Below are 13,768 nucleotides of genomic sequence, written 5' to 3'. Positions count from 1 at the left end.
TGTCCTGGAGGAAGCGACGCCCGCGGCCCGGCTCACCGGCTCCGCACCGCCGCCTCATCGGGTGCTCGAAGCGAGCACCTCTACCGTCGGATCCGCCGCGTCCGCCTTGACCAGGAGAACAGACATGACCGCGAAGACCACGACTCCCGCCCGCTACGGCCTGACCCTCCTCGCCGGCGCCGGCACCCTCGCCGCGCTCGCCGCCTGCTCCAGCACCACCACGACCGGGAGCGACGCCGCCGACGCGGCGACCACCACCGCTCCGAGCACCGCCACCAGCTCCGCCCCCGAGGCGACCGGCGCCGCGTCCTCCGCCGCGAGCGGCAGCAGCTACGCCGACGGCACCTACGAGGCCGAGGGCGCCTACACCTCGCCCGGAGGGAACGAGAAGGTGGGCGTCTCGCTGACCCTCGCCGACGGCGTCGTCACCGACGTGACCGTGACCCCGGAGTCGGAGAACCCCACCGGCCAGCAGTACCAGTCGCGCTTCGCGGGCGGCATCGCGGGCGAGGTCGTCGGCAAGCAGCTCGACGAGCTGAAGGTCTCCAAGGTGTCGGGGTCCTCCCTCACCTCCGGCGGCTTCAACGACGCCGTCGAGACCATCAAGGCCGATGCCACGGCCTGACGCCCCGACGGTCCTCGGCCACGCGTGGCGGTTCGACGCGATCGGCACCGGCTGGCAGATCGACACCGCCGAGCCGCTCGAGCCCTCCCACCGCTCGCGGGTCGAGGCGCGCATCGCGGAGTACGACCGCACCTGGTCGCGGTTCCGTGACGACTCCGCCGTCTCGCAGCTGCGGGTCGGAGGCGAGCACGTCTTCCCCGACGAGGCGGCCGACCTCTTCGCACTGTACGACGTGCTCGACGAGCTGACCGGCGGGGCGGTCACCCCCTTCGTCGGCGGCTCTCTCGAGCAGCTCGGCTACGACTCCGCGTACACCCTCGTCCCGCGCGGACCCGCCGTCCCCGCTCCCTCCTGGGCCGGCGCCCGTCGCGGGGCGGCGGGACTGCGGGTCGAGCCCGGGACCGTCGTCGACGTCGGCGCCGCGGGCAAGGGCCAGCTCGTCGACCTCGTCCTCGAGGAGCTCGACGGAGCCGGGCCCGCCGTCGTCGACGCGAGCGGCGACCTCCGGGGCATCGGAGCCGGACCCGTCCGGGTCGGCCTCGAGCACCCGTGGGACCCGAGCAAGGCACTGGGAGTGGCGGTGCCCGGCGACCGCGCGCTCTGCGGCTCGGCGAGCAACCGCCGCGCCTGGGGCAGCGGCCTCCACCACGTCCTCGACGGGCGGACCGGAGCTCCGGTCGAGACCGTCGTCGCCACCTGGGCGGTGGCCGACACGGCCCTCGTCGCCGACGGGCTCGCGACCGCGCTGTTCGTCTGCCCGCCCGAGACCCTCGCCGAGCGCTTCGACTTCGAGTTCGTCCGCGTCCGCAGCGACGGCACCCTCCACTACTCGCCTTCCTTCCCCGGAGAGGTCTTCCGATGATCGGCACCTTCGACCGCGCCCTCGGCCGCGTCACCACCTACCGGCTGGTCTGGATGACGCTCGCCGCGCTCCTGCTCGTCGCCGTCGGCTACGCCGCAGCCGGTCTGATCTTCTCGACGCCGCTCGAGATCCTCGGCACGACGCTCGTCGCCGTCGCCTCGACGGCCCTGGTCAGCGCGGTCCTCGCGAGGCTGTTCCGGAGCCGCGCGCACCTGGAGTCCTCGCTCGTCACCGGTCTGCTGATCGCCTGCCTGCTCTTCCCGACGGCCGATCCCCGCGGCCTCGCCGTGATCGCGCTCGTCGGCGCGATCGCCGCCGCGTCCAAGTACGTCCTCGCCTGGCGGGGCCGCCACCTCTTCAATCCGGCCGCGGTCGCCGTGCTGATCATCGGCTTCACCGGACTCAACGCCGGAGCCTGGTGGATCGCCAGTGGCGCGATCTGGCCGTTCGTCGTCGTGGGTTCCCTCCTGATCGTCGCGCGGGTCCGCCGCTTCGCCGTCTTCGCCGTCTTCGTCGTCGTCGCCGGCGGGGTGTCCGTGCAGCAGGCGGTGCAGAACGGCCAGGACCTCGGCGCCGCGGCGGCCCTGGTCCTCACGGCCTACCCCTTCGTCTTCGCCGGCGCCTTCATGCTGACGGAGCCGCTCACGCTCGCGCCGCGCCGCTCGCAGCAGCTGATCATCGCGGTCGTCGCAGCGCTCGTGGCGAGCGTCCCCTTCCACATCGGCGTCGTCTCCGCCACTCCGGAGCTGGGCCTCGTGGTCGGCAACGCCCTCGCGTTCGCCTTCGCATTCCGCCAGCGTCGGCGGCACACGCTCGAGCTCGCCTCGACCCGCGTGCTGGCGCCGGGCATCGCGGAGTACCGCTTCCGCTCCCGCTCGCCGCTGACCTTCGAGCCGGGCCAGTGGCTCGAGCTCGACCTGCCGCACCGCGCCGACAGCCGGGGCAGCCGGCGCACCTTCTCGGTCTCGTCCGCTCCGTCCGACGGCGAGATCGCGATCGCCCTGCGGATGCCGGAGAAGGCGAGCAGCTTCAAGCGCGCCCTCGCCGCTCTAGAGCCCGGCGACTCGCTCCGGGCGACGAGCGTCGGCGGTGACTTCGTCCTGCCTGCCGATCCCACCGTGCCGCTGCTGCTGGTGGCGGGCGGCATCGGGATCACCCCGTTCGCCAGTCAGCTCCGCTCGCTCGCGGACGGTCCGCGGCGCGACGTCGTCGTCGTGGTCGCCGCGCCGAGCCTCGCCGAGGTCGCGTACCGCGACCTGCTGCAGGAGTCGGGGGCCCGGGTCGTGCTCTGCTCGAAGGAGACGCCGACCGACCTCCCCGCACGGTGGTCGCAAGTCACAGGCCGACTGACCGCCGAGCTGCTCGCGGACGCGGTGCCGGACGCCGGCCGCCGCGTGGGCTACGTCTCCGGGTCGCCGTCGTTCGTCGACTCGGTCCGCGGCGCCCTGCGCGGTGCCGGGGCGAAGCGGATCCGCACCGACGCGTTCGCCGGCTACTGAGTTCGTCGGGTCGTGACGCCTGCGGGCTGCTGACGCCTGCGGGCTGCTGACGCCTGCGGGCTGCTGACACCCGCGGGCTGCTGACGCCCGCCGTCTGCTGACGCCCGGCGGCGACCGACGCCGCCGGGCAACCGATGCCCGGCGGGAGCGGCGCTCTCAGGCGGGCTCAGGTGCTGCCAGGGTCCCGTTCAGCGGCCCCTCTACAATGACGCGGTGCCGTCCTCCCCTCCTCGAGCGTCCTCCCACCCCCTCGCCCGGCTGCGCGAGAACCGCGACTCCGTCGCCGTGCTCTGGGGCGCCTTCGCGCTGGTGCACGTGGTGCTCTCCCTCCTGGCGCTGTTCGCTCCGGGTCTGCCGATGGGCGACGTCAGCATCGTCTACAAGGAGTGGATGAGGACCGCCGTCGAGGGCGGCGGCATCGCCGGGATCGACACGGGCTGGGTCTACCCGATCCTCGCCTGGGGCCCGATCGCCGCCTCCTGGCTCTTCGGCTCGGCGGGCTACGACCTGATGTGGCTCGTCCTCGTCGCGCTCGCCGACGCCGCCGCCTTCGCCCTGCTGCTGCGCGGCCGGTCGGCACCGCGCCTCGCGGCGGCGCGCTGGTGGCTGCTGTTCCTCGTCCTCCTCGGGCCGATCGCCATCGGCCGCATCGACGCCTTCACCGCGCCGCCGGCCATCGCCGGGATGCTCTGGGCGGCGACCCGTCCGGGCGTCGCGGCGCTGCTGCTGACCGTGGCCACCTGGATCAAGGTGTGGCCGGCCGCGATCCTCGCCGCTGCCGTGCTGGTCCTGCGCGGACGGCTGCGGATGATCCTCGTCCCCGCGGTCGCCTCCGTGATCATCGTGCTCGCGGTCGTCCTCGTCGGCGGCGGGGACCAGGTCTTCAGCTTCGTCACCGACCAGACCGATCGGGGCCTCCAGATCGAGGCCGTCGTGAGCACTCCCTGGATGTGGCTGTCGGTCCTCCCGGGATCGGGGAGCTACGTCTACTACGCCGCCGACATCAACACCTTCGAGATGCACGGGCCCGGCACCGAGTTCGCGGCGAGCCTGATGACCCCGCTGCTCGCTCTGGCCATGCTCGGCGTGGCCCTGCTGGGTGCCCGTGCTCTCGCCCGCCGGGCGGACCCCGCCAGGCTGTTCCCGCTGCTCGCGCTGACCTTCGTGGTCGTGTTCATCGACACCAACAAGGTGCTCTCGCCGCAGTACATCGTCTGGCTCGCGCCGCCGGTGATCGCCGGGCTGATCGCGTGCCGCGACGGCGCGTTCGACCGGCCCGCGAAGTTGACCCTCGTCACTGCGGCTCTGACCCAGGTGGTCTACCCGTACCTCTACCTCTTCCTCCTCTGGTCGCACTGGTGGATGGTGCTCGTGCTGACCGTGCGGAACATCCTCCTCGTGGTGCTGCTCGGCTGGCTGCTGCGCGAGCTGTGGAGGATGGGGACGGCGCGGGTCGTCGCACCCGGCGCCACGACTTCCGCGTCGTCGCTGACCGGCGAGACCCGCCTGGCGCCCCAGGGCTCGTAGGCTCGGAGGGCGCGGGGCCGGCACGCGGTGCGCGCAGTCAAGGAGGCACCCATGCTCGTCGCATTCTCGGTCGCACCGTCCGGGGGCGAGGCGCCCGACGCGTCCGTCCATGACGCCGTCGCCGCCGCCGTCCGCATCGTCCGCGAGAGCGGCCTGCCGTCGCGGACGACCTCGATGTTCACCGAGATCGAGGGGGAGTGGGACGAGGTCTTCGACGTCGTCAAGCGCGCGACGGAGGCCGTCGGAGCGTTCGGGACGCGCGTGTCGCTCGTCCTGAAGGCGGACATCCGCCCCGGCTACTCGGGCGAGATCGACGGCAAGATCGCCCGGCTGAACGACGCGCTGGGGGAGTAGCGGGTCCGCGCCACGACCTCTCGTGTCCGGGCGTGCTCGAATCGATTCGACATCCGTCCGATCCTGAGTAGCCTTGACCGGTGACGCTCTCGCCCGCTCGGACCCGCCTCGCCCTGCTCGCCCTCGCGATGGGGGGCTTCGGCATCGGCTCGACCGAGTTCGTCGCGATGGGGCTCCTCCCGCAGCTCGCCGCCGACCTCCTCCCCGGGGTCTGGGCCGCGAGCCAGGAGCAGGCCGTCTCGCAGGCGGGGATGCTGATCTCGGCCTACGCGCTCGGTGTCGTGGTCGGCGCCCCCACCATCGCCGCCGCAGCGGCGCGCTGGCCGCGCAAGAGGCTCCTCCTGACCCTCCTCGTCGCCTTCACCGTCGGGACGATCGGCTCGGCGCTGCTCCCGAGCTTCCCGCTCGTCCTCGCCGCGCGCTTCGTCGCCGCGCTTCCGCACGGCGCCTACTTCGGCATCGCCTCCCTGGTCGCCGCCGACCTGATGGGTCCCGGCAAGCGCGGCAAGGGAGTCGCGTTCGTCCTCTCCGGGCTCACGATCGCGAACGTCATCGGCGTGCCCGCGATCACCTGGGTCGGGCAGGTGGCCGGCTGGCGCAGCGCCTACCTCGTGGTCGCGGTGCTCTTCGCGCTGACCGTCGTGGCCGTCCAGCTGCTGGTGCCCGCGCAACCCGGGAATCCGGCGGCGACCGTCCGCAACGAGCTGCGGGCGTTCGGGCGCCTGCAGGTCTGGATGACCCTGCTCGTCGGCGCCATCGGCTTCGGCGGACTCTTCGCGATGTACAGCTACATCTCGCCGCTCGCGACCGAGGTGACGGGCCTGCCGCTCGGCGCGGTCCCGTGGATCCTGGTCGTCATCGGCCTCGGGATGACCGTCGGCAACCTCGTCGGCGGCTGGGCCGCCGACCGCGACGTACGGCGGGCGCTGGTGGTGTTCTTCGCCGGCGTCGGCGTCTCGCTGATCGGGCTCGCGCTGTCGGCCTCGTCGGTCGTCGGGCTGGTGGTGTTCGCGTTCCTCTCGGCGGGCTTCTCGGCGGCCGCGTCGCCCGCGATCCAGACCCGGCTGATGGACGTGGCGCGCGACAGCCAGACGATCGCGGCCGCGCTCAACCACTCCGCCCTCAACATCGGCAACTCGGTGGGTGCCGCGCTCGGCGGCCTGACGATCGCCGCCGGACTGGGCTACCTGTCGCCCATCTGGGTCGGCGTGGGCCTGACCGCGGCCGGAATCGTGCTCGCCTTCGGCAGCATCGCGATCGACCGCGCCCGGGGCACGGTCTACCCGGTCCACCGCGAGCCCGCCCAGCCGGGCACCGGCGGCATCCCGGTCGACGCGCTGTAAGCAGAGCGCGGCCAGGGCCTCTGGAAGACTCTCGGCATGCGCGCCGTGAGCTACTCGTCCTTCTCCGCCCTCCCCGCGATCGTCGAGGTCCCGGAGCCCGTCTGCCCCGTCGACGGCGTCGTCGTCCGCGTCGCGGCGACCGGGGTGTGCCGGAGCGACTGGCACGCGTGGAAGGGGCACGACGACTCGGTCGTCCTGCCGCAGATCCCCGGGCACGAGTTCGCCGGGACGGTGATCGCGACGGGAGCCCAGGTGTCGCTCTTCGCGGTCGGTGACCGGGTCACGGCGCCGTTCGTGTTCGCCTGCGGCGACTGCGAGCAGTGCCGGGAGGGGGCGACGCAGGTGTGCCTCCGGCAGCAGCAGCCGGGATTCACCCTCGACGGGTCGTTCGCCGAGGCGGTGGCCGTGCCGGGTGCGGACCTGAACCTGGTGCGCCTGCCCGACTCCGTCGGCTTCGTCGAGGCGGCCGGTCTCGGCTGCCGCTTCGGGACCGCGTACCACGCCCTGCACGAGCGCGGCCGGGTCGCCCCGGGGGAGTGGGTCGCGGTGCTGGGCTGCGGCGGAGTCGGCCTCTCCGCAGTGATCGTCGCGCTCGCGGCCGGGGCCCGTGTGGTGGCGTCGGACGTCTCCGCCCCGGCGCGGGAGGCCGCAGCCGCGCTCGGGGCGGTGACCGTCCCCGGAGGCGAGGGTGCCGCCGAGGCGATCCGTGCGGCGACCGGAGGGGGTGCGCATCTGGCGGTCGACGCCGTCGGAAGCAGCGTCACGGCGGAGGCGTCGATCGCCGCCCTGCGTCCGCGCGGCCGGCACGTGCAGGTGGGTCTGCTCCTCGGGCCCGACGCGGCACCGGCGATCCCGCTCGGCCGGGTCATCGCCCAGGAGCTGGAGCTGCTGGGCAGCCACGGCATCGCCCGGAGCGGCTACACGGCCCTCCTCGACGACATCGTCGCCGGCCGTCTGCGCCCCGCCGACTCCGTCGGCCGCACCATCGCCTTCGAGGACCTGCCCGACGCCCTCGCCGCGATGGACGCCCCCGCCGCGACGCCCGGCATGACGGTCGCCGTCCTGGCCCCCTGACGCGGGCCCGCAGGAGCACTCGCAGTCCCGGTCCGGTGGGTCTCGATGCCCAGCGTCCCGCGGCATCTCGACCAGCATCGACCCGTTGTCCGTGCCTGGCGGGTCTCGATACGCCGCGTCCCGCGGCGACTCGACCGGCACGACTCGGGCACGCCCGCCCGGCTCGACTGCAGGAGCAGGTGGCCGCCGCTCGACGAGGTGGAGCCCGCCGACAGCGATCCGCGTGCCGGCGGATCGATGCCGGGCGACGCACCTCGCTCCGCGGAACGCACCACGTCGTGAAGCCGACCGCGCCGCGGCGGGCGGGGACCGCCGCGCCTTCGTGGAGCCCGCCGACAGCGATCCGCGTGCCAGCGGATCGATGCCGGGCGACGCACCTCGCTCCGCGGAACGCACCACGTCGTGAAGCCGACCGCGCCGCGGCGGGCAGGGACCGCCGCGCCCTCGTGGAGCCCGCCGACAGCGATCCGCGTGCCAGCGGATCGATGCCGGGCGACGTACCTCGCTCTGCGGAACGCGCCACGTCGTGAAGCCGACCGCGCCGCGGCGGGCGGGGACCGCCGCGGAAGAGGACTCAGTCCGTCTCGATGAGGATCCCGTCGTGGATGGCGCGCTTGCGGAGCGCCACCTTCGTGCCGACGTCGATGCCGACGACGCGGTACTTCTCGCGGATCCGCTTGAGGTACGACTTCGCCGTCTCCTCCGAGATGCCCAGCTCGAACGCGACCGACTTCACCGGCTCGCCGCCGCCGTAGAGAGCCATCACGCGGCGCTCCTGCGCGCTGAGCTTCGGCGCTCCGTCGGAGTCGCCGGTGGAGAGCGCCATGTCGAGCTCGTGCGAGATGTAGGAGTGGCCGTCCTTGGCCGCGCGGATCGCCTCGACGATCATATCCGCGTCCTCGGTCTTCACCAGGTAGCCGAGGGCTCCGGAGGCGAGCGCCTCGCGGACCACGGCGGGCTCGGAGTAGGTGCTCATCAGCACGGTCTTCACCCCGGTGGTCTTGAGGGTCGAGAGCTTCACCGAGATCGGGATGTTGTCCTTGAGGTCGAGGTCGAGGAGGACGACGTCGACGGGGAACTCGGGGTGCGTGAGCAGCTCGGGCCAGGAGGCGACCGCGGCCACCAGCTGGATGTCGGAGGCGGCTCCGCGGATCCACTCCGTGAGCGCTCCGAGGAGCATCTTGTGGTCGTCCACGACCGCGAGAGTGATCTTCGCGTCAGCGGTGGGTGTCATCGGTGTCCTTAGGTCGGCGGTCGTCGGCGGTCTCTCGGCGGCTGCTCACCGGTCGGCGGGATTCTCGACCAGGCAGTCGATCTCGATCCGGAGCTCCCCGTCGCGCGAGGTGTCGCGGAAGACGCCGACCTGAGCGATAGCCTCCCACGTCGCAGGATCGACCCCGCGCAAGGGCGCGCCTGAGGAGCGGAGCGTGATCGGCACGAGCAGTCCTCGAGCGGCCGTCCCGACTCCGGGATCGCGGGGGCTGCCCGACTCGACGTGGAGGACCACGGCGAGCCCGGTCGCGCTGTCGGCGATCAGCCAGATCGCCGAGAGGAGCCCGTCGCGCTGCTGGTGCCCGAGGAGTCCGGCGGTGCCGTCCGGGTCGTCGAGCTCGACGAGCGGCGCGAGCAGCTCGGACTCGAGCACGGCATGGTGCAGCCAGGTCTCGCGCCGCCCCTCGATGAGGTGGAGGCGGAGCTGGGTGGCGAGCGAGGTCGCGTGGGCGGCGCGCTGGGCGTCGAGGGGCAGGCGGACCGAGCCGTCGCCCACCTCGGCGAGGAGGCGCTCGGCGGCGAGGTCGAGCCGTGCGAGCTCTTCCGAGGCGAGCATCCCGACCGCGTAGCGCGGGCCGAGCGTGGTGCTCTGCACGAGGGCGCGGTCGATCTCGAGCTGGACCATCCGGCGGAATCCGCGCATCATCACGACCACGACGACGGCCGGAGCGATCGTCACCACGAGGGCGCTGATGCGCACCGAGAGCGCGCCCGCGCCGCCCGACTCCATCGAGAGGAACGCGATCACCTCGGCGATCGCGACGAGGGCGCTCACCGCGAGGATCTCGATCCCGCGCCGGTGGACGATCAGCGCGGCGTGCGCGACGGCGCCCGCGACCGCGGCGGTGGGGACGGTGCGGGCCGCGCCGGAGTCGGTCACGGCCACCAGGTCGAGCACGACGGCGGCTCCGAGGGCGACGAGGAAGCAGAGGTAGACCGGGAGCGGCAGGCGGCGTCCGCCGAGGTGGATCGCGAGGACGGTGGATCCGAAGGCCAGGACGACGAGGACCCAGGCGATCGCCGCGGGCGCGAGGTCGCTGTAGCGGGCGGAGGTCGAGAGGAAGATCAGCAGCTCGTAGGCGAGGATCGCGGCGGCGATGCCGTTGAGGCCGCTGCCGAGGTAGTTGGTGCCGAGCCCCTCCTGCTGGCGGCGGACCGAGCGGGCGGACCGGGAGGAGCGGCCGTGCGTCGCGGGCACGCGTCCCAGCAGCGGGGCCCGCGACTCCGGTGCGGGGCTCACTTCGGGACCTCCAGCACCACGGTCGTCCCCGATCCGGGGGCGCTGAACAGTCTGGTGCGGCCGCCGACGTCGCCGAGCCGGGCGATCACCGACTCCTTGAAGCCGAGCTTCGTGTCGGGGACGGTCGCGATGTCGAAGCCCGCGCCCGCGTCCGTGACCATCGCGCGGACGGTCGTCTCGTCCTCGGCGATCGTCACGTCGGCCGAGGCGACGCCGGAGTGGCGGCGCACGTTCTCGAGGCACTCCGCCAGGGCGAGGACGAAGGAGTCGAGGGCCGCGCCGGTGAGCGCCACCTGGCCGGAGCCGTGCCAGATCACGTCGAGCCCCATCCGGCCGAAGCGGTTGCGGACGGTCTCGAGGGTGTTGGCCGCGGGGGCGGAGGTGACGCTGGTCAGCTGGTAGGAGCCGGACGCGCTCGGGGTGGGGGTCCCGCCGAGCCGGAGCTGGCGCAGGAGCTGCGCGTCCTGCGCCGCCTGCTGCCGGAGCGCGTCGACCGACACTCCGCGGCCCGAGTGCGCGAGGAGCGTGAGGGTGGCCAGCACCGTGTCGTGCAAGAGCCGCGCGCCCTGCCGGCGCTGCGCCTCCGTCTCGCTGGCGAGGCGCTCCACGCGGTGGGCGTTGCCGATGCTGTCGATCCGCCGCACCACCCGCGGGACCGCTGTGCCGATCCAGAGGGCGAAGCCGCAGAGCGTGCCCCAGGGCAGCAGGCTCTGGACGACCACGGTGGGGATCATGGTGCCGCTCGAGACGAGCACCGACGGGATCAGGCTCGGGAGGAGCACCGGCAGCAGCAGGAGCAGGCGGCGCGCGGACGTCGTCACGACCACGGCGATGCTCGCGGTCACGGCGTTCGCGGTGTTGACCAGGACGAACCCGGCGAAGTCGGCGCCCGGAGCGAGCCCCAGGGCGAGGCCCCAGCCCAGCAGCAGGCCGCCGACGGCGACCGCGATCACGCGGCTGCGGCGCCCCGTCCGGGCGAGCTCGACGTGGGCGGCCATCATGCCCAAGAGCAGCGCGACGGCGAACGGCACGGCGGCGGGCTGGAGTGTCCCGGGGATGAGGGCCATGCCGAGCGCCCCCGCCTCCGTGAGCAGGCCGATCCCGCAGGCGGAGTGGCGCAGCAGCCGATCGCGCTCGCGGGCGCTGCGGATCATCGGCACGCTCTGGCCCCCTCCGGTCGTGGCGCGGGGCTGGCCCCCGTCTCACGATAGCCACTGCCCGGGCCGGTCGGCGCGGTTCGGGGCGTCGAACCGCGCCGGAGTCGGGCGGGTCAGGCCGTCACGGGATGCGCCAGCAGCCGGGCGAGGTGCGCGCCGACCGCGTCGTCCTCGATGAGGAACCCGTCGTGGCCGAACGTCGAGGTGATCACCGCGACCTCTCCGCCGTCGAGAGCGCCGGGAGCGTGCGCCGCGATGATCCGCTGGCCCTCGACCGGGAAGAGCCGGTCGCTGTCGATGCCGAGGACGAGGGTCGGGCTGGTGATCCGGGAGAGGGCGGCCGCCTCGCCGCCCCGGCCGCGGCCGACGTCGTGCGAGTTCATCGCCTCGACCAGCGTGATGTAGCTGTTCGCGTCGAAGCGGCGGGTGAACTTGTTGCCGTGGAAGTCGAGGTACGACTCCACGGCGAAGCGGCCGCCGCCGCCGAGCGGGCTGAGCCCCGACTGCCAGCTGCGCTCGAAGCGGGCGTTGAGCTCGGAGGGGCTGCGGTAGTTGAGCAGTGCCATCCGGCGGGCGAGCGCGAGGCCGTGGTACGGGCCCTGGCCGTCGCCGGCGTCGTAGTAGGAGCCGCCCGCGAAGGCCGCGTCGTTGCGGATCGCCTCGAGCTGCACGAAGTTGAGGGCGATCTGGTCGGCCGTGGCCCGCGGGGGAGCTGCGAGGACCGCGAGGCGCGCGACCCGCTCCGCGTGGTCGATCCCCCACTCCAGCGCCTGCATCCCGCCCATCGAGCCGCCGATGACGGTGTGCCAGCGCTCGACGCCGAGCAGGTCGCTGAACTGCACCTGCGCCCGCACCTGGTCGCGGATGCTCGTGTACGGGAACCGTGCGCCCCACTCGTGGCCGTCGGGGGCGAGGGACGCGGGACCGCTGGAGCCCTGGCAGCCGCCGAGCATGTTCGGGGCGACCACGAAGAAGCGGTCGGTGTCGATCACGAGGCCGGGGCCGACGAGTCCCGACCACCAGCCGTCCGTCGCGTGGCCGGGATCGCCGCGGCCGAGCAGGTGGGAGTCGCCGGTCAGCGCGTGCAGGACGAGGACGGCGTTGTCGCGGCGCTCGTTCAGCGCGCCCCAGCTCTCGTAGGCGATGCGGGCGTGGGGGAGGCGGCCGCCCGCCTCGAAGTCGAACGGGCCGAGGTCGACGAAGCGGCGTCCGCCCGGGTGGTCGCCGTCGCGCCAGGCTCCGGTGGCGGGCGGCTTGCCGATGACCGAGAGGAGCTGGCGCTCGGTGACGAACGCCGACGGGACCGTGTCCTCGAGTGTCTGCTGCCAGTCCATAGCGCTGTCCATCGTGTCAGAGCGCCGCGGGGCGGAGCCGTTTGTTACGCCCTGCTCCCGCGCTCCTCCGCCCGCGCGCGGAGCGCCCTGACGCGATCCCCGAGGACGGGGACCCCGTCAGGGCGCCGAGGGGCCTCAGGCGTTCGCGCGGGAGGCCTCGACGACGGCGCGCGCGGCGCGGAGGGCCTGGTCGAGGTCGGCGCGGAGGTCGTCGACGTTCTCGAGTCCCACCGACAGGCGCACCAGGCCCGGAGTGACGCCGGCGGTCAGCTGCTGCTCGGGCGAGAGCTGCGAGTGCGTGGTCGACGCGGGGTGGATGACGAGCGAGCGGACGTCGCCGATGTTGGCCAGGTGCGAGAACAGCTCCAGCGAGTCGACGAAGGCCCGGCCGGCGTCCACTCCGCCCTTGAGCTCGAACGAGAGCACCGCGCCCACGCCCTTCGGCGCGTAGCGGTTGGCCGCGGCGTACCAGGGCGAGGTGGGCAGGCCCGAGTAGTTCACCGAGGCGATGTCGGAGTGGTTCTCGAGGTACTCCGCGATCTCCTGCGCGTTCTGCACGTGGCGCTCGATCCGGAGCGAGAGGGTCTCGATGCCCTGGATGAGCTGCCAGGCGCTCGCCGGGGCGATCGAGGCGCCGAGGTCGCGCAGCAGCTGCACGCGGGCCTTGATGATGTAGGCGAGGGAGTCGCCGACCGCGTCCGTGTAGACGGCGCCGTGGTACGACTCGTCCGGCGTGGTGAGGCCGGGGAAGCGCTCGGCGTTCGCGGTCCACGAGAAGCGGCCGCCGTCGACGATCGCTCCGCCGATGACCGTGCCGTGGCCGCCGAGGAACTTCGTCGCCGAGTGCACGATGATGTCCGCGCCGTGCTCGAAGGGGCGGATCAGGTAGGGCGTCGCGATGGTGTTGTCGACGATCAGGGGCACGCCGGCGTCGTGCGCGACATCGGCCACGGTGCGGATGTCGAGGATGTTGATCTTGGGGTTGCCGACGGTCTCGGCGAAGAACAGCTTCGTGTTCGGACGGACGGCGCGGCGCCACTCCTCGCGGTCGTCCTGGTTCTCGACGAAGGTCGTCTCGATGCCGAGCTTGGCGAGGGTGTACTTGAAGAGGTTGTAGGTGCCGCCGTAGATCGAGGACGACGAGACGATGTGGTCGCCGGCCTGGGCGATGTTCAGCACGGCCGCGGTCTCGGCGGCCTGGCCCGAGGCGAGCAGCAGGGCGCCGGAGCCGCCCTCGAGGGCGGTGAGCCGCTCCTCCACGACCGCCTGGGTCGGGTTCTGGATGCGGGTGTAGATGTTCCCGAACTCGGCCAGCGCGAACAGGTTCTGGGCGTGCTCCGCGTTGTCGAAGACGTAGGAGGTGGTCTGGTAGATCGGCGTCGCGCGGGCCTTGGTCACCGGGTCCGGCGCGGCGCCCGAGTGGATCTGCTTGGTCTCGAACTGCCACTTCTCGGAGTCGGTCATGGTGCTTCCCATCGGAT

The 13,768-nt window shown here is 73.2% G+C and carries 12 protein-coding genes; 7 read left to right on the top strand and 5 right to left on the bottom strand.

Going from position 1 to position 13,768, the window contains the following annotated elements:
- Positions 1-124 precede the first annotated feature (124 nt).
- The 7 genes from C5C37_RS07805 to C5C37_RS07775 all read left to right on the top strand — a co-directional run bounded on the left by C5C37_RS07805 (position 125) and on the right by C5C37_RS07775 (position 7,284).
- Positions 125-625, top strand: a complete 501-nt coding sequence (locus tag C5C37_RS07805; protein WP_104272596.1) for an FMN-binding protein — start codon at positions 125-127, stop codon at positions 623-625.
- On the top strand, positions 612-1,487 hold the full coding sequence (locus C5C37_RS07800) for an FAD:protein FMN transferase (protein ID WP_104272597.1): 876 nt from the start codon (positions 612-614) through the stop codon (positions 1,485-1,487). Before C5C37_RS07805 ends, C5C37_RS07800 begins: the two co-directional genes overlap by 14 nt.
- Entirely contained in the window at positions 1,484-2,986 is a 1,503-nt protein-coding gene (locus C5C37_RS07795; protein ID WP_104338754.1) for an oxidoreductase, read from the top strand. Before C5C37_RS07800 ends, C5C37_RS07795 begins: the two co-directional genes overlap by 4 nt.
- A gap of 213 nt (positions 2,987-3,199) precedes the next feature.
- Positions 3,200-4,513, top strand: a complete 1,314-nt coding sequence (locus C5C37_RS07790) for a glycosyltransferase 87 family protein (protein ID WP_104262454.1) — start codon at positions 3,200-3,202, stop codon at positions 4,511-4,513.
- A gap of 51 nt (positions 4,514-4,564) precedes the next feature.
- Positions 4,565-4,867: a thiamine-binding protein gene (locus C5C37_RS07785; RefSeq protein WP_104224449.1), complete on the top strand. Its 303-nt coding sequence runs from the start codon at positions 4,565-4,567 to the stop codon at positions 4,865-4,867.
- A 128-nt stretch (positions 4,868-4,995) separates the two neighbouring features.
- Positions 4,996-6,210 (top strand): MFS transporter, encoded by a 1,215-nt coding sequence (locus C5C37_RS07780; protein WP_104260233.1) that lies wholly within the window; start codon positions 4,996-4,998, stop codon positions 6,208-6,210.
- A gap of 36 nt (positions 6,211-6,246) precedes the next feature.
- Positions 6,247-7,284 (top strand): alcohol dehydrogenase catalytic domain-containing protein, encoded by a 1,038-nt coding sequence (locus tag C5C37_RS07775; protein WP_104338753.1) that lies wholly within the window; start codon positions 6,247-6,249, stop codon positions 7,282-7,284.
- Positions 7,285-7,858: 574 nt separating this feature from the next.
- Here C5C37_RS07775 and C5C37_RS07770 read toward each other — a convergent pair.
- The 5 genes from C5C37_RS07770 to C5C37_RS07750 form a co-directional block, all read right to left on the bottom strand.
- On the bottom strand, positions 7,859-8,518 hold the full coding sequence (locus C5C37_RS07770) for a response regulator (protein ID WP_104224447.1): 660 nt from the start codon (positions 8,516-8,518) through the stop codon (positions 7,859-7,861).
- A 45-nt stretch (positions 8,519-8,563) separates the two neighbouring features.
- Entirely contained in the window at positions 8,564-9,796 is a 1,233-nt protein-coding gene (locus C5C37_RS07765; protein WP_104257083.1) for a hypothetical protein, read from the bottom strand.
- Positions 9,793-10,950, bottom strand: a complete 1,158-nt coding sequence (locus tag C5C37_RS07760; RefSeq protein WP_104338752.1) for a sensor histidine kinase — start codon at positions 10,948-10,950, stop codon at positions 9,793-9,795. The genes C5C37_RS07765 and C5C37_RS07760 overlap by 4 nt, the downstream gene beginning before the upstream one ends.
- A 116-nt stretch (positions 10,951-11,066) precedes the next feature.
- Positions 11,067-12,287: a homoserine O-acetyltransferase gene (locus C5C37_RS07755; RefSeq protein ID WP_104338751.1), complete on the bottom strand. Its 1,221-nt coding sequence runs from the start codon at positions 12,285-12,287 to the stop codon at positions 11,067-11,069.
- A 135-nt stretch (positions 12,288-12,422) separates the two neighbouring features.
- Positions 12,423-13,751: a bifunctional o-acetylhomoserine/o-acetylserine sulfhydrylase gene (locus C5C37_RS07750; RefSeq protein ID WP_104237865.1), complete on the bottom strand. Its 1,329-nt coding sequence runs from the start codon at positions 13,749-13,751 to the stop codon at positions 12,423-12,425.
- Positions 13,752-13,768 lie beyond the last annotated feature (17 nt).

This window comes from Rathayibacter sp. AY1F9, assembly GCF_002932155.1.
GTDB lineage: Bacteria > Actinomycetota > Actinomycetes > Actinomycetales > Microbacteriaceae > Rathayibacter.
Note: the sequence above shows the minus strand (reverse complement) of the source record. Positions and strands in the feature narration are given on the sequence as shown.